The sequence below is a fragment of the Modicisalibacter sp. 'Wilcox' genome (assembly GCF_010993675.1).
In the GTDB taxonomy this organism is placed as follows: domain Bacteria; phylum Pseudomonadota; class Gammaproteobacteria; order Pseudomonadales; family Halomonadaceae; genus Modicisalibacter; species Modicisalibacter tunisiensis.
This window is the reverse complement of sequence record NZ_WNXF01000003.1, coordinates 81,850-97,359: the sequence shown is the minus strand read 5'-3', so window position 1 is coordinate 97,359 and position 15,510 is coordinate 81,850. Positions and strand designations below refer to the sequence as shown.

General features: G+C 70.6%; 11 protein-coding genes. 1 reads left to right on the top strand and 10 read right to left on the bottom strand.

The genetic code is table 11. The features are described from left to right. Window positions 1–47: 47 nt before the first annotated feature. The 6 genes from cydC to G7A98_RS03790 form a co-directional block, all read right to left on the bottom strand. Complete coding sequence (gene cydC / locus G7A98_RS03815; RefSeq protein WP_163648165.1) at window positions 48–1,841, bottom strand: thiol reductant ABC exporter subunit CydC; 1,794 nt, start codon at window positions 1,839–1,841, stop codon at window positions 48–50. Next, window positions 1,838–3,592, bottom strand: coding sequence for a thiol reductant ABC exporter subunit CydD (cydD, locus tag G7A98_RS03810; RefSeq protein ID WP_163648164.1), 1,755 nt, complete (start codon window positions 3,590–3,592; stop codon window positions 1,838–1,840). Before cydD ends, cydC begins: the two co-directional genes overlap by 4 nt. A 50-nt stretch (window positions 3,593–3,642) precedes the next feature. After that, on the bottom strand, window positions 3,643–5,880 hold the full coding sequence (locus G7A98_RS03805) for a GNAT family N-acetyltransferase (protein WP_163648163.1): 2,238 nt from the start codon (window positions 5,878–5,880) through the stop codon (window positions 3,643–3,645). A 58-nt stretch (window positions 5,881–5,938) separates the two neighbouring features. After that, window positions 5,939–7,843, bottom strand: a complete 1,905-nt coding sequence (locus G7A98_RS03800; RefSeq protein ID WP_163648162.1) for an alkaline phosphatase PhoX — start codon at window positions 7,841–7,843, stop codon at window positions 5,939–5,941. Between the two features lie 211 nt (window positions 7,844–8,054). Next, the gene (locus tag G7A98_RS03795) at window positions 8,055–9,608 is read right to left on the bottom strand and encodes a DHA2 family efflux MFS transporter permease subunit (protein WP_163648161.1); all 1,554 of its coding nucleotides are present in this window, start codon (window positions 9,606–9,608) and stop codon (window positions 8,055–8,057) included. Beyond that, window positions 9,605–10,723, bottom strand: coding sequence for an HlyD family secretion protein (locus tag G7A98_RS03790; RefSeq protein ID WP_163648160.1), 1,119 nt, complete (start codon window positions 10,721–10,723; stop codon window positions 9,605–9,607). Before G7A98_RS03790 ends, G7A98_RS03795 begins: the two co-directional genes overlap by 4 nt. Before the next feature lie 154 nt (window positions 10,724–10,877). Between G7A98_RS03790 and G7A98_RS03785 the strand changes: the two genes are divergently transcribed. Then, window positions 10,878–11,537 carry a TetR/AcrR family transcriptional regulator gene (locus G7A98_RS03785; protein WP_163648159.1) on the top strand — a complete coding sequence of 220 codons (660 nt, stop codon included), beginning with the start codon at window positions 10,878–10,880 and terminating at the stop codon, window positions 11,535–11,537. Between the two features lie 235 nt (window positions 11,538–11,772). On the opposite strand, the gene G7A98_RS03780 is transcribed toward G7A98_RS03785, so the two are convergent. Genes G7A98_RS03780 through G7A98_RS03765 form a run of 4 tightly spaced genes read right to left on the bottom strand, consistent with a single transcriptional unit; the run spans window position 11,773 to window position 15,457 of the window. Continuing rightward, on the bottom strand, window positions 11,773–12,345 hold the full coding sequence (locus tag G7A98_RS03780; protein ID WP_163648158.1) for a hypothetical protein: 573 nt from the start codon (window positions 12,343–12,345) through the stop codon (window positions 11,773–11,775). Between the two features lie 13 nt (window positions 12,346–12,358). Further along, window positions 12,359–13,714, bottom strand: a complete 1,356-nt coding sequence (locus G7A98_RS03775; protein ID WP_163648157.1) for a TRAP transporter large permease subunit — start codon at window positions 13,712–13,714, stop codon at window positions 12,359–12,361. Further along, the gene (locus tag G7A98_RS03770) at window positions 13,707–14,342 is read right to left on the bottom strand and encodes a TRAP transporter small permease subunit (protein ID WP_163648156.1); all 636 of its coding nucleotides are present in this window, start codon (window positions 14,340–14,342) and stop codon (window positions 13,707–13,709) included. The genes G7A98_RS03775 and G7A98_RS03770 overlap by 8 nt, the downstream gene beginning before the upstream one ends. After that, window positions 14,342–15,457 carry a TRAP transporter substrate-binding protein gene (locus G7A98_RS03765; RefSeq protein ID WP_163648155.1) on the bottom strand — a complete coding sequence of 372 codons (1,116 nt, stop codon included), beginning with the start codon at window positions 15,455–15,457 and terminating at the stop codon, window positions 14,342–14,344. Before G7A98_RS03765 ends, G7A98_RS03770 begins: the two co-directional genes overlap by 1 nt. Between the last annotated feature and the right edge of the window lie 53 nt (window positions 15,458–15,510).

Below are 15,510 nucleotides of genomic sequence, written 5' to 3'. Positions count from 1 at the left end.
GCCTAACGCAGCGCCGGAAAACGCCTCTTGACCTGTATCAAGGCCGCTCACCGGCACTCGCCGCCGGCCTGCGGCAGGCTGTCGCAAGCCGTCTCGGCCAGGGGCGCCGGGCTCGTCAGCCCGGGGCTCGCCAGGCGTCGGTAGGTGGCGCAATCGCGCATCAGCGAGGCATGATCACCGCTCGCGATCGGCCGCCCGCGCTCGAGCAGCAACACTCGTTCGGCCAGACGCGCCCAGCCCGGATGGTGCGAGATCAGCAGCAGCGAACGCCCGGCGAGATAGCCGGCCAGATTCGCGCGCAGCCGCGCCGCGGTGGCGGTGTCGAGCCCCTCGCCCGGCTCGTCCATGATCACCACCGGGGCGTCGCGCAGCAGGGCGCGGGCAATGCCCAGCCGGCGGATCTGGCCGCCGGAGAGCTTGAGCCCCTCCTCGCCCACGATGGTGTCGTAGCCCTCGGGCAGCGCCAGGATCTCCTCGTGCAGACAGGCCAGTCGCGCCGCCTCGACCATCGCCGCCTCGTCGGCCTCGGGATTGCCCAGCAGCAGGTTGTCGCGCACCGTGGCATGGAAGAGGTAGATCTTCTGCGGCACCACGGCGAGGCGTGCCCGCAGGTCCTCGCTGCGGTAGGCCTCGACCGGCCGCCCGCCCCAGCGGATCTCGCCGCGCTCGGCCGGCATCAGGCGCAGCAGCAGCTGCGTCACCGTGCTCTTGCCGGCCCCGCTCGGCCCCACCAGCGCGACATGCTCGCCGGGGGCGATGGTGAGGTCGAGATCCGTCAGCGCCCAGGGGCCGTCGGCGGTATGCCGTGCGCCGACGCCGGCGAAGCACAGGGTATCGTCCTCGGGCGGCGGCGCCGGCTCGGCGGGGTCGGTGACATTGGGCGCGAGCGTCTCGAAGGCCCGCAGCCGCCGCGTCGCCGCCCGCAGCTGTCCCAGGGCCTGCCAGGCGCCGGGCAGCTGGGCGATCGCCTCGAAGCAGCCCATGACCAGCAGCACCACCGGGGCGAAGTCGACCGCCGCCAGCCCCGGCCCCTGCACCAGCGGCACCATCAGCCAGGCGGTGACCAGCACGGCGAGGTTGGTGAGCAGCAGCACACCGGCGCCGGATAGCCCCGACAGGTGCGCAAGCCGCGCCTGGGCCGCCAGCCAGCGTCGGCTCAGCTCATGAATCTCCGCGCGGCGGCGGGGCATGTCGCCGAACACGCTCAGCTCGCCCAGCCCCTCGACCGCATCCACCACGCCGGCCTTGAGCTCGGCGGCGATCGCCACACCTTGGCGGCCCGGCTCGCGCCCGAGCCGCTCGACCAGCGCCGGCAGGGCCACGCCCGCCAGCACCAGCAGCGCCAGATTGACCAGCGCCACCGGCACACTGTAGGTGGCCAGCACCAGCACCGCGCCGCCGAGGCAGATCAGCGCCACCACGGCGGGCGTCAGCAGCCGCAGATAGACGTTGTCCAGGGTGTCGATGTCGGAGCGCACCCGTGCCAGCAGGTCGCCGCTGCGCAGCCCCTGCAGCTGCTGCGGCGAGAGCGGCTCCACCTGACGGTAGAACCATACCCGCAGGCCGGTGAGCAGCCGCAGGGTGGCGTCGTGGCTGACCAGCCGCTCGAGATAGCGACCGCCGGTGCGGGCAATCGACAGACCACGGATCAGCGCCGCCGGCGTGAAGTAGTTGAAGTCCGCCGCGGCGAGCCCCGCCGCCGCCATGCTGGCCAGGAACCAGCCGGACACCGCCAGCAGCGCCATGTTGGCGGACACGGTCACCACGCTGAGCAGGATGCCCAGCGCAAAGTAGCCCAGATAGGGACGGGCGATCGACAGCCACCAGCGCAGGTCGCTCATGCCGGCACCTCCCCGTCGGCGCCGGCCACCAGCCGGGCATAGAGCCCGCCGGCGGCCATCAGGGCCTCATGGCTGCCCTGCTCGCGGATGCGCCCGCCGTCGAGCACCACGATGCGATCGGCGTGGCGCACGGTCGCCAGCCGGTGAGCGATGATCACCAGGCTGCGCCCCTGCCCCAGCGCCTCGAGCGCCTCGACAAGCGCCCGCTCATTGTCGGAATCCAGATGCGCGCTGACCTCGTCGGCGACCACGAAGGTCGCCTCGCGGACCAGTGCCCGGGCGATCGCCAGGCGCTGCGCCTCACCGCCGGACAGCCGCACCCCGCGTTCGCCGAGCGGCGTGTCGAGCCCCTGCGGCAGATCGGCGACCAGCGACTTCGCCTGGGCCTGCTCCAGCGAGCGCCACAGGGCCGCGTCGTCGATGTCGTCGCGCCCCAGGCACAGGTTGTCGCGCACCGTGCCGAAGAACAGCCGCGGCTGCTGGGGCACCCAGGCCAGCGACTCGCGCCAGGTGTCGATGTCGAGCTCGTCGAGCGCCACGTCGTTGACCGCGAGCCGGCCCGCCTCGGCGCGCAGCAGGCCCAGCAGCAGCAGCGCCAGGGTGCTCTTGCCCGCCCCCGAGGGGCCGACGATGGCCAGCGTCTCGCCCGGGGCGATGGACAGGTCGATGTCGCTGAGTGCCTGCACGCCGCCCGGATAGGCGTAGGACAGCCCTTCCAGCGCCACCCGCGGCGGTTCGCCGGGCGTCAGGACGTCGCGCCGCGTGCCGCTCCAGGGCCGGGACGGCGTATCGAGCAGCTCGACGATACGCTCGGCCGCGCCCAGTGCCTCCATGCGGGCATGGTAGACGCTGCCCATGTTGCGCAGCGGCAGGTAGAACTCCGGGGCCAGCAGCAGCACCAGAAAGCCCGCCTCGAAGCCCAGTTCGCCCCACAGCAGGCGAAAACCGATCAGCACCGCGACCATGGCGATGCTCACCGTGGCCAGGAACTCCAGCACCAGCGAGGAGACGAAGGCCAGCCGCAGGACCTTCATGGTGCTGGCCCGGTAGTCGTCGGAGAGCCGCTCGATCAGCCGTGCCTCGCGCCGGCCCAGGTTGAAGACCTTGAGCGTGGTCAGCCCCTGCAGGGCATCCAGGAAGTGGCCCGACAGCCGCCCCATGCGCCGCCACTGGCGCTGGTTGAGCTTCTCGGCGCCCTTGCCGATGAAGATCATGAACACCGGGATCAGCGGCGCGGTGACCAGCAGGATCAGCCCCGAGACCCAGTCGATGGGCAGGATCACCGCGAGGATTGCCAGCGGAATCAGCGCGGCCAGCGCCGTCTGCGGCAGGTAGCGAGCGTAGTAGGCCTCGAGGTGCTCGACGCCGTCGGTGACGCTGTTGACGATGTCGCCGGTCTGGGTGTCGCGCTGCCAGGCCAGCCCCAGCGCCTCGAGCTGGTGCATGAGTCGGTCGCGGATCGCCAGCTTGACCGTGGCGGCGGCGGCGAAGGCGCAGCGCTCGACCGCGTAGGTCAGCCCCGCGCGCACCAGCAGGATCGCCAGCATGCCGGCGAAGGCCGGCCACAGGGTGGCCAGCGGCGTGCCCTGGAAGATGGCGCCGTCGGCGACATGGGCGAGCAGGGTCGCCTGGAGGATCAGCAGCACGCCGCTGGCCAGGCCCAGGCCGATGGCCCAGCTGACCGGCGTGCGCACGCGACGGCTTTCCTGCTTGAGCCAGTCGCGGGGTCTTGCCGTGGAGGAAGTCTGCATAAGGGAGCGTGGGAACGCGAGTCGTCAGTGAACAAGAAATCCGGACTAGTCTACGGACTGCCGATGCCACCCGCTTGACGTGCATCAAGCTTGTCGGGACGCGTCGTCTCGAGCGCCGCCTGGAGCCGCCCGGCCAGCTCGCGCCAGTGGCGCAGGCGTGCCTTGCGACCCGCCGCCGTCCAGCCGGCGGGCACCTCGCGGCCCTGGAACAGCGGCGCCGACAGCGCCTGCCACTCGGCCTCGTCCAGCGCGGAGGGCGCGCGATGACGGGCGATGCGCCAGGCCCGGGCCAGCCAGGGCCGTGCCAGCGCCAGCTCGCCACCGCCCGCGGCGAACCAGGCCAGCCGCGCCGGCGTGGCCGTATCGAGCGGTGGCACGGGAGCCTCGTCGAGCAGCGCCACGATCAGGGCGGCATCGAGCTCGTCCAGTTCGGCGGCCAGCAGGGTCGGCAGCAGCTCGTGGAACTCGGCCTGCCAGTCGGTCAGCCGCCGACGGGCGTCGGCGTGCAGGGGCAGCCCCATCATCACCGCATGCTCACCGCTGGAGGCCTCGCGGGACAGGCCCAGGCGCAGGGTGGCGTAGCCCCGGGAGCGCCAGAAGGCCAGCAGGCCGGGCTCGCCACCGAAGCTGGCTCCCAGGGCGTCGATGCCGGCGCCACAGGCCCGCTCGGCCACCGCCGCGAGCAGCCGCGAGCCCACCCCGCGCCGGCGTGCCGCGGGATGCACGGCGATGCGCTGGATACGCCACCAGCGGCTCTCGGCCGCCTCACGCCAGCCGCCGTGCACCGCCAGCGACTGGGCCAGCAGATGGCCCCGCGGGCGTCGCTCGCCGCGGTGGACCGCCGCGGCCAGGTCCGCCGGCAACCCGCCCTCGGCCTGGACCAGGCACACGCCCACGCAGTGCCCGCCGACCCGGGCCGCCAGCAGCCGGGTGTCCGGGGCATCGAGCAGCTGGCGCAGATCGCCGGGGGTGGTGCGATAGTGCGCCTGGACCAGCAGGCCAAAGAGCTCGGTCAGCGCCGGGGTATCGCGGGCCAGGGCCGCGCGGTCGAGCTCGGCCAGCTGTACCGGCTCGGTGGCGAGCGCCGCGGTGACCCGGTCGTCGTCCGCCGGTTCGGCGTCGAGCAGCAGCAGCTCGCGGGTCAGCGCCTCGAGCGGATCGCCCAGCGCCCAGCGCACGGGGGTCGCGAGCCGACAGGCCCGCCAGTCCGGCGTCTCGCGCGCGAGCCGCTCGCGAAAGCGCACCGCAAAGCCGCGCCCGGTGCCCTCGTAGCCATGCACGGTGGTGGCGAAGGCGAGCCGCGGAAAGGCCGCCAGCCAGCGTCCCAGCAGCGGTGCGGGAATCGCCGCCGCCTCGTCGACCAGCAGCGTCGGCGCGGCACTCGGTTCGCCCCCCGCCTCGGCCAGGGCCGCCATCACGCCATCCGGCGGCAGAAAGCGCAGCCGCGCCGGGCCCTGGCCGGTGGTCACCACAAAGACATTGGCCTCACGCCGCCCCCCGGGCAGCAGTGCGGCGAGGCGTTCGAACACCGGCTCGACGGCGCCGGGGCGCGGCGCGGTCAACCACAGCTCGCGTTCGCCGCCGGCCAGCCGCCGGGCCGCGGCGATGCCCAGCGCCGCGCTCTTGCCGCGGCCGCGATCGGCGCTGATCACCAGCGGGCGGCGGCGACGCAGGCGGCTCAGGCGGCGCACCGCTTCGGCCTGATCGGCACTCAGGCAGTCCGGATCGGTCACGCTCGATGGCGCGGCGGCCTCGCCGGCCGCCGGCAGCGTCAGGTCGGGACGCTCGGCCTCGGCCGGCCAGTGCAGCAGGGTGTCGGCGGTGCGCAGGCAACGGGCCAGCCGTGCCAGGGTATGGGCACTGAGCGAGTCGACGGCATGGGGCCAGCTGGCCAGCCGGGCATAGTCGGCGTCGGGGCGGGGCGTGCCGATGCGCCAGTCGGCGGGCGTCAGCAGCAGCAGCAAGCCACCGGCGCGCACCGTGCCGGCGACGGCGCCGAAGGCCTCGGGGTCGAAGCCGCCGCCCGGGGTGGCGGCGTCCACCACCACCAGATCGTGCTCGCCGCCCAGCCGTGTACGGGCCTTGGCGGCGGGCAGCGCGGGGAGGTCATCGGCGGGGCTCGCCGGGCCCAGCCACAGCGGCGCCTGCCAGGTGCCGCCGCGCCAGACACTCAGTGCCCGCTCACGCAGCATCGCCGCCTCGCCGTCGGCCCACAGCAGGCCACGGTGGCGGCGATCGGTCAGGGTATGGCGCAGTGCCGCGAGGGCGGCACTCAGGGAATCGTGCATGGCGCACAGGATGCGCCATGCACGGCGTCGAGACCAGTGCCCGACGGTCGGCGGCGGCTCAGCCCAGCTTCGGCATGCCGGTGATGTAGCCCACCGCGGCGCCGTAGCGATCCTTGTAGTTGGCCCGCACATAGGGGTCCAGGGTCTCGCGGACCTTGTCGTGCAGCGGGCTTTCCCAGTCACCCGGGTGCTGGAAGTTGCTCATGATGTAGGTCCAGCCGTTGATCGCGTCGACGGCCTGCAACCCGGTGGACTCGGCGCCCGCGGGGCAGGACAGGATGCGCGCCAGCTTGCCGCTGTCGACGTTGTAGGCCCACAGGAAGTTGTTGACGTGGTTGCCGCTGTCCTCGCCGATGAACAGGGTGCGCAGTTCCTCGGAGAACTTGATGTTGTCGGGGTTGGCGATGCGGTCGGCATGGGCGGTGTTGCCCAGCGCGTCGGGGCTGGCCAAGTCCTCGCCGACGAGGTTGGCCGGCGGTGCCATGTGCACCGACACCCACTCGCTGTCGATGGGCTGGCCGCCGCTGTCCTTCTGGCCACCGCGCAGGGTGTGCTCGTAGACCGCACCGGCGTTCGGACCCTCGACATGGATCTCGCTGCTGCCGTCGGTCATCGTCTTGTAGATGTAGGACATGGCCGAATAGGCCTTCTTGTCCGCGGCATTGACGGTGGTGCCTTCCATCTTGGTGAAGCCCATCGAGGCACCCACCAGGGCCGCGTAGCGATGGGTTTCCAGGAAGGCCGCGGCCTTCTCCATGCCCGGCTGGAGCTTGACCCAGTTGATCTTGCCGCTGTAGGGGATGCGGGTGAAGCTGTCGTCCTTCGGGTCCTCGGTGCGGATATCCATGATATCCGACGCCTGGATGCCGTCGTCGATCAGCTTCTTGATCTCGGCGCTGTCGGCATGGCCCAGACGGATCCAGCCGATGTTGCCGGCGCCGGGGCCCTTGCCCGAGACCTGGGTCCATTTGCCCACGTACAGGGTGCCGGACGACAGATCCCGCGGCTTGTCGGCGACGAACATGAACAGGCCGCCGTTGGTGGCGTCGTCACCCATCAGCACGGTGCGCTCGTCGGGCATGACCTGAATCAGCTCGTGGGAGAGACGCCCGAGATTGTAATGCTTGACGAGGGTGCCGGTGCCGTCCGGATTGACCGTCACTTCCGGCAGGTGGCCGTAATTGTAGGGCGTGCCACTATTCTCGTCGCCGAACAGGTTCCGGCAGTAGCTCTTGAATTCATCGTCGGGGGCGGCGGCGTCCGGCTCGTACTCCTCGCTGGAGAGGTGGGTGCCCCAGGGCGACAGGCTGGCGCCGCAGGTTATCCACAGCCCGCCCACCGGCGAGGTGTCGACATTGTGATACTTGACCAGCGTCAGCTCGCCGGTTTCCGGGTTCTGGTCCAGGGTCAGCACCGCGATCGGCGAGGGCAGACGGCCGTACATCGACTCGCCGGCGCCGTCGCGGGTGGTGTATTCGAACTGCACGACGGCGAACACCGGGTTGCCGTACACGCCGTCGACCCGGGCGTTGTCGACCGTCAGCAGGCTGGTGCCGTCCGGGCAGTCGGAGAAGAACTGGCGATTGCCGGCCGAGGGGTCGAGGATCGGCCGGTTGTCGATGTCGTAGTAGCCGCCGGCGACCACCGTGCCGCCCTGACCGTCGGGCACCCGATCGCCGGTGATGAAGAACGGATGATAGGCGAGCTTGACCTGGCGGCTGCTGCCGTCGCTCATGTGAAGCTGCATGGCCGAGCCGATGGTGGTGGTCGCCATGGCGACCGGGTTGCTCAGCGAGGGCGCCGCCATGGGCAGGAAGCTGACGGAATCGAGCGTGGCCTCGGTCGCGGCGGCCGCGGAACGGCTGGCACCGAGGCCGGCAAGACCACCGGCGAGCGGCAGCAGTGGCGCGCCCGCCATGAAGCCGAGCAGACGGCGGCGATTGCTATCGACAGACTGGGTCATGGGAACGTCCTTGGTCGTCAGGCGGATCGAAGTGGCGTCGAACGACGTCGGCCTGGCCACAAGAGGCACCGACGCCATGATCGACATGACCGCATGATCCGGCACCACGATGACAGCCGGCTGACACTTTCGTGTCCGTTCGATGGCACCGGCCCGATGGAGCAGCGCCGAACCGATGCCCGGCCGGCAGGACGCCAGGCATTGGCTGAAGTCAGGCCTCGATGCGCCGCAGCAGGAACACCAGCGGCACGCTGAGCAGGTAGATCATGCCCAGCCACAGGAAGATGTCGTTGAAGGCCATCACCACCGTCTGCTCGGAGAGGCGCTGGACCAGCATGCCCACCGCGGCCTGGTGGGCGTCGGGCACCGAGCCCGCGAGCATCGCCTCGTACCTGGCGATTTCCGCCACCACCACCTCGCGGCCGGTATCGATGGCCGGCGCCAGCGCGTTCCAGTGAAAGTCCTCGCGCCAGTCGCGCAGCGTGTCGAGCAGCGCCAGCCCCACCGCCCCGCCGAGGTTGCGCATCACGTTGAACAGGCCACTGGCATTGCCCACTTCATGGGGCGGCAAGGTACCCAGCGCGATCCGCGAGGCGGGAATGATGCACAGGATCAGCCCCATGCCGCGCACCACCTGCGGCCAGAAGAACTGCCAGAACCCCGACTCCACGGTCAGGTCGGCGTTCATCATCGAGCCGATGCCCACCAGCAGCAGGCCGGCAACGAGCAGCACGCGCAGGTCCAGGCGATTGGAAAGCTGGCCGACGATCGGCGCGCAGCAGAACATGGTCAGGCCGGTGACGAACATCACCTCGCCGATCTGCAGGCTCGAGAAGTGACGCACCTGGCCGAAGAACAGCGGCATCAGGTAGACCAGCCCGTAGAGCGCGATGCCGATGATGAAGCCCAGCCCGGCGCCGAGGGCGAAGTTGCGGTTGGCGAAGGCATAGAGGTCGACGATGGGATGCTCGCGCCGCAGGGTGCGGGCGAAGAACCAGATCCCCGCCAGCACGCAGAGCAGCGTCATGACGACGATGCGATCGCTGGCGAACCAGTCGTCGCCGGGGCCCTCCTCGAGCACGAACTCCAGCGAGCCGAGAAACACCGCGATCAGCGCCAGGCCGATCCAGTCCAGACGGCGGGCGACGGCATGGTTCGCCCGGTCGATGTCGAGGAAGGTCCAGGCCGCCCAGCACACCAGCACCCCGGGGATCACGTTGGCCAAAAACAGCCAGTGCCAGCTGGCGATATCGGTCAGATAGCCGCCCACCGTGGGGCCGACCGACGGTGCCATGGTCACCACCATGCCGATCACCGCCTGCACGCTGCCCATCACCCGCCGGGGAAAGATCGAGAAGCTCACCGCCTGGGTGATGGGAATCATCGCTCCGCCGGCGAAGCCCTGGATGGCGCGCAGCACGATCAGCTGCTCGATGGAGCCGGCCAGCGCGCAGCCCAGGCTGGCCAGCGTGAAACCGGCGCAGGAGAGCGTGAAGGCCACCCGCGTCGAGAGAATGCGCATCAGCATCCCCGACAGGGGGATCATCACGATCTCGGCGATCAGGTAGGCCGTCTGCACCCAGGAGATCTCGTCCTGGCTGGCCGACAGCCCGGCCTGGATCTCGTTGAGCGAACTGGCGACGATCTGGATATCCAGGATCGCCATGAACATGCCGAACACCGCGGCGATGAAGCCGAAGCGCTGCGGCCACGGCGGCAGGTCGCTGACGCCCTGACGGGCGCCGTCGGCCGCGGCGTCGCTCACGCGCCGCTCCCGCTACGGGCCACGGAGGCCGGCTTTCCGGAGGCCGGCTTTCCGGAGGCCGGCTTTCCGGGCGTATCGGTGTCCCGGTCACGGGTGTCGATCCCCGGCACCACCGACAGCCCGCCACGTAGCCGGCCAAGGGCGTCGTCGGGGCCGGTGACACGAATCTTCACCGGCACCCGCTGGACGACCTTGTTGAAGTTGCCGGTGGCGTTGTCCTGCGGCAGCAGGCTGAACTGGGTACCGGTGGCCGGCGCCAGGCTGTCGACCACGCCGCTGAAGGTCGTGTCGGGAAAGGCATCGACATGGATCGTCACCGACTGGCCGACCCGCATCCGCGCGAGCTGGGTCTCCTTGTAGTTGGCCACCACGTAGGCCGAGTCGATGGGCACCAGCTGCATCAGCGTCAGTGACGGCTGGGCGAGCGTGCCGGCCTCGACGGTCAGGTTGCCGACCACGCCGTCGCGGGGGGCGACGATACGGGTCTTGTCGAGCTGATGACGGGCGTAGGCCAGATCGGCCCGAGCGGCGTCGCGCCTGGCCCGGGCACTGTCGACGTCGGACTCGGCGACCGCCAGCCGGCGCCGTGCCGAGGTTACCGCGGCCTGCCGCGCGGCGAGCGTCGATTTCGCGACCCGCAGGGCGGCCTGGTCGTCCTCGTGCTGCTGGCGCGAGGCATAGTTGCGCGAGGCCAGCTTCGAGGAGCGCGCCAGATGCTGCCGGGCCTGGTCGACATCGGCCCGGGCCGCCTCGACCTGCGCTCCGGCCTCGTCGATCGCCGCCTTCTGCAACGCCACCTGCCGCCGGGCCTGGGCGATCGCGGCCGTGGCCACCGCCAGCTGCGCCCGGGCCTGGCTGACCCGATCGCGATAACTGGCGTCGTCGAGGCGCACCAGCAGCTGCCCTTTCGTCACCGGCTGGTTGTCGTCGACCACTACCTCGGCGACCCGGGCGGCGAGCTCGGCGCGGATCGCCACGCTGTCGGTATGCACGTAGGCGTTGTCGGTCTCCTCGATGAAGCGACCGACCTGCCACCACTCCCAGCCCCGCCAGCCCAGCACGGCCAGCGCCACGACGGCCACCAGCACGCCCACGATCTTGCCCGTCTGCTTCATGTCGACTCCTCGGTTCGCTGCGCCCCGGCGCGGATGCCGCGCGCCTTGCGGGCCTGCCCGGGCTTCGTGGCTTCCATCGCCCGGGCCGCTGCCACATAGTGTAATGAATGCTACACTACATGACCATCGATGATCGATCCGGCCAGGAGTCCGCATGTCCGAATCCCGCCCCGGCCCGTGCGCACGGGCCTGCACCCCGCGCGGCGAGGCGCGCCGTGAACGGCTGCTCGATGCCGCCCGCGACGTCTTCCTGGAACAGGGGTATGCCGGCGCCAGCGTCAACGACGTGGTCGCGCGGGCCGGCGGGTCGCTGGCCACGCTCTACAAGCTGTTCGGCAACAAGGAAGGGTTGTTCATGGCGGCGATGGAGCGCCATATCGCCACCGCCTGGGAGGTCCTGGAGGCCGGGCGGCGCGATGCCGCCGCACCGGAGCAGGTGCTGTTCGAGCTGGGCCGGCGGATGCTGGCACTGGTCTTCGACCCCGGAGTGATCCGGCTGACGCGGGGGCTGGCCTTCGAGGCGGAGCGGGCCCCCGCGCTCGGCGAACTGTTCCTGCGCCGCGGCCCCGACCGCACCCGCCAGGATCTGGCCGACTACCTGCGCGACCAGGTGGCCGCCGGCAACCTGGCACTCGCCGACCCCCGCGAGGCCGCGGGCATGTTCATGGGCATGCTGCTCGGCGAGTGGCACATCGACGCCCTGCTGGGCCGCCACCCCGCCCCCGACGACGCCCAGTGCGCCGAACGCGCCCGCCAGTGCGTGGCCATCTTTCTGGGTGGGGCACGCCCCGCCGGGTGGCGCGACCCGGTGTGATCTCTCGGTAGTTTGTGCATCCGGCGCCTGGCCGCGGGAGCGACTTCAGTCGCGATGGACCCGCCACCGGGCCGCCGCTGTCGGGGATGAATCCCCTCCCACAAAACCCTCAATCAACCCGGCCAGCCTGACCGAAGGGCCGTGGGAGCGACTTCAGTCGCGATGACCCAGCCACGCCGGCACCGCTGTCGGGGATGAATCCCCTCCCGCACCCCCTCGATCAGGCCTGACACTACTAGGTCAGGGTCAGCACCTGCCCGTTCAGCGCCCGCCCTGCCCCGCCGGCCAGGAAGCGGGCACAATCCGCCACGGCGGAGCGGGACGCCCCGCGCGGGCACAGCAGGTTGATGCACACGCCCGGGCTGCCGGCATCGCCCAGCCGCCGCACCAGCGCCGCCAGTGCCTCGCGCACCATGCTCGCCGCCTGGCTGTCGCCGTCCGGGGCGACGGCCACCAGACGTCCGCCGCCCCGACTGTGCATCCACGCCCGAGCGATCTGCAGCAGCGCCGAGGGTTCGGCGACCTGCTCGCTCAGCCGCCGCGCCAGGGGCACATGGCGCGCCAGCGGCGGCGGCGCGCAGACCAGCACATCCAGCCGGCTCAGGCGCCCCAGCAGGGCGTCCAGCGCACCGGCGTCGGCCACGTGACCGAAGCGATCCTCGCGCTCGCCGCCCAGGGCATCGAGCGTCCGGGCCAGCCCGGCGGCATCCGGCGTCAGCAGCGCCACCGTCGCGCCCTCCTCGAGGAAGGCCCGCGCCAGTGGTTCCAGCAGCTCGCCGCCGCCGGCGATGAGTACCCGTTTGCGCACACGCCCTCCCCGGCTAGAGCAGCCCCGGCAGCCACAGCACCAGCGCCGGAAAGACCATGCACAGGATCAGCCCGGCGAGCTGCAGCAGCACGAAGGGAATGATCGAGCGGTAGATGGTGCCGATGCCGATCTGCCCCTCGGTGATGCCCTTGAGGTAGAACAGCGCATAGCCGAACGGCGGCGTCAGGAAGCTGGTCTGCAGGTTGATCGCCACCAGGATGGCGAACCACACCAGCAGCCCCTGGCCGGAGAGGCCATAGCCGAAGTCCAGCGACTCGATCACCGGGGCGACCAGCGGCAGCACCACGAAGCTGATCTCGATCCACTCGAGGAAGAAGCCGAGTACGAAGATCAGGCCCATGATCAGCAGCATCAGCCCGTAGGGGCCCAGGCCGGTGCCGGTGATCAGGTCCTCGATCATGTAGGCGCCGCCCAGGCGCTTGAAGATCACCGAGAAGCAGGTCGCGCCGATCACCACGAACAGGATCATCGCCGAGGTCCGCGAGGTCTCGCGCACCGCCTCGCGCAGGGTCGCCCAGTCCAGGCTGCGCATGATCAGCGCCAGCAGCAGGCTGCCGCCCGCGCCGATCGCCGCCGCCTCGGTGGGCGTGGCGATGCCGGCCATGATCGAGCCGAGCACGGCGACGATCAGCGCCACCGGTCCCAGCAGGTCGCGCAGCAGCGCCAGCGGCAGCGGCGTGGTGTCGGCCTCCGCGGAATTCTGGTCGACCAGCGGCGCCCAGTCCGGCTTGAGCCGCGCGGTGATCAGCAGATAGGCGATGTACAGCCCGCCCAGCAGCAGCCCGGGCAGCAGCGCGGCCTTGAACAGCGCGCCCACCGAGACCTGGAGGATCGAGCCCATCAGCACCAGCATGATCGACGGCGGAATCAGGATGCCCAGGGTTCCCGAGGCGGCGATCACCCCGCAGGCCATCTCGGCGCGGTAGCCCTGCTTGAGCATCACCGGCAGCGCCAGCAGGCCCAGCATCACCACCGAGGCGCCGATGATGCCGGTGCTGGCGGCCATGACGATGCCCAGCATCGCCACCGACACCGCCAGCCCGCCGTGGGTGCGCCCGAACAGCCGCTGCAGGGTCAGCAGCAGGCGCCGGGCGACCCCGGAGCGCTCCAGCATCAGCCCCATGAACACGAACAGCGGAATGGCGATCATCAGCCAGTTCTCGACCACCCCGCCGAAGATCCGCGAGCTGACCGTGCCCAGGAAGGGCAGCGGCACCCCGCCGATGAACGAGAAGACGATGCCCAGCCCGCCGAGCAGGAAGGCGACGGGATAGCCGGTGAAGATTCCCGCCAGCAGGGTGACGATCATCGCCAGCGCCAGTGCGTACTCGCTCAGGAACTCAGCCATGCGGCGCCTCCTCGTCGTGGTGGTCGGAGGCCAGATGCGCCGGGTCGAACAGCCCGGCGAGGTTGTGCAGCACCTGCCCCAGGGCCCCGATGGCCAGGAACACCAGGCTGATCGGCAGGATCGCCTTGATCAGGTAGCGGTCGGTGAGTCCGCCGTAGTTGGAATGCTCGCCGGAGAGATACGACATCGTCACGAAGTGCTTGGACAGCCAGGCCACCAGCAGGCAGAACGGAATCAGGAAGATCACGTGGCCGAGGATGTCGATGATCGCCCGCCCGCGCGGCGACAGCCGGTGGTAGACGAGATCGACGCGCACGTGGGTGTCGTGGTGCAGGGCGTAGGTGCCGCCGAACAGCGTCAGCACGCCGAACAGGTGCCACTGCAGCTCGGTGATGCTGTTGATGGTCAGGGCCTTGCCGAACAGCAGCACGTCGGTCTGCCATTCGGCGATCTCGTTGATGCCCAGGGCGTTGAGGGTCACGGTGGTGAGCACGGCCAGCATCACCAGCAGCACCAGCCAGCTGGTGACGCGGCCCACCCACAGTCCCAGCCCGACCAGCGGTCGGGCCAGGGCCTCGCATGCCGTGCCGCCTCGACTGCGCCAGGGCGCAAGGTCGGCGGTGGGCATCAGGCGTCTCCTTCAGACCCGCTGGTGCCGTCCGAGTCGGTGTCCTTGACCGGCTCCGGCGCGGGCAGCGCCTGCAGCTTGTACCATTCGTCGATCAGCCTGACGTGCTTCATCAGCGACTTGTAGGCCTCGGCGAACGCCGGGTTCTGCTGCATCTCCTCCTGGCGCACCTCGACCCAGGCATCCTGCAGCGCCTGGATCACCGAGTCGGGGAAGCGCTTGACCTGCACGCCCTTCTCCTCGAGCTTGTGGATGGCACGCACCTGCGCGGGCGGCGCCTCGGCCATGGCCCACTGCAGGGTCGAACGACAGGCCGTCTCGAACTGCGCCTTGCGCTCGTCGCTGTACTGATCCCAGACCTGCTGGTTGATCAGCAGCGAGAACCAGCTCGCGCTCTGGTGCCAGCCGGGGAAGTAGTAGTACTTGGCGACCTCGTCGAAGCCCATCGCCGCATCGACCTGCGGCACCGAGAATTCAGTGGCATCGACGCGCCCGCGCTCCAGCGCCAGGTAGATCTCGTTGCCCGGCACCAGCTGGGTCGAGGCGCCGAGCTTGTTGAGTACCTTGGCGCCCAGCCCGGAGATACGCATCGACAGGCCCTTGAAGTCCTCGGGCGACTTGATCTCCTTGTTGTACCAGCCGCCGGTCTCCTGGGGCGAGATGAAGCACGGCAGCACCTTCACGCCGTAGGGGTCATAGGCCTTCTGCAGCAGCTCGGTACCCTCGCCGGCCCACATCCACGACATGAAGGCCTCCGGCGACGGGCCGAACGGCAAGGCACCGTAGAGGTTGGTGATCGGCACGGTACCCGCCCAGTAGCCGATCCAGTCCCAGCCGGCCTGAACGGCCCCGGAGGACACCGAGTTGAAGACCTCGAAGGGCGGCACCAGGTCTCCCGGCTCGTGCACGCGCAGCGACACCGCACCGCCGGTGGCGGTCTCGAGTTCCTTGGACAGGTGCTCGGCCCCGGCGCCGAGGAAGTTCTGGGTCGAGAAGGTACTGGCCACGTCGAGTCGCTTGGGCCCCTCGGCGTGTGCCGGCGCGGTCAGCACGGCGGCGCTCGCCAGGGCGACCGCCGAGGCCAGCAGCGAGCGGGTGGTGACGGTGTGAGGCATGGACGTTCTCCTTGAGCATTGTTGTTGTTCCCCCGTCATGGGGTGCATCAATG

Coding starts and splice junctions, on each gene's coding strand:
- G7A98_RS03805 (WP_163648163.1), bottom strand. CDS start 5,880: ATGCACGATTCCCTGAGTGCCGCCCTCGCGGCACTGCGCCATACCCTG.
- G7A98_RS03770 (WP_163648156.1), bottom strand. CDS start 14,342: ATGCCCACCGCCGACCTTGCGCCCTGGCGCAGTCGAGGCGGCACGGCA.
- G7A98_RS03790 (WP_163648160.1), bottom strand. CDS start 10,723: ATGAAGCAGACGGGCAAGATCGTGGGCGTGCTGGTGGCCGTCGTGGCG.
- G7A98_RS03775 (WP_163648157.1), bottom strand. CDS start 13,714: ATGGCTGAGTTCCTGAGCGAGTACGCACTGGCGCTGGCGATGATCGTC.
- G7A98_RS03765 (WP_163648155.1), bottom strand. CDS start 15,457: ATGCCTCACACCGTCACCACCCGCTCGCTGCTGGCCTCGGCGGTCGCC.
- cydD (WP_163648164.1), bottom strand. CDS start 3,592: ATGCAGACTTCCTCCACGGCAAGACCCCGCGACTGGCTCAAGCAGGAA.
- cydC (WP_163648165.1), bottom strand. CDS start 1,841: ATGAGCGACCTGCGCTGGTGGCTGTCGATCGCCCGTCCCTATCTGGGC.
- G7A98_RS03785 (WP_163648159.1), top strand. CDS start 10,878: ATGTCCGAATCCCGCCCCGGCCCGTGCGCACGGGCCTGCACCCCGCGC.
- G7A98_RS03800 (WP_163648162.1), bottom strand. CDS start 7,843: ATGACCCAGTCTGTCGATAGCAATCGCCGCCGTCTGCTCGGCTTCATG.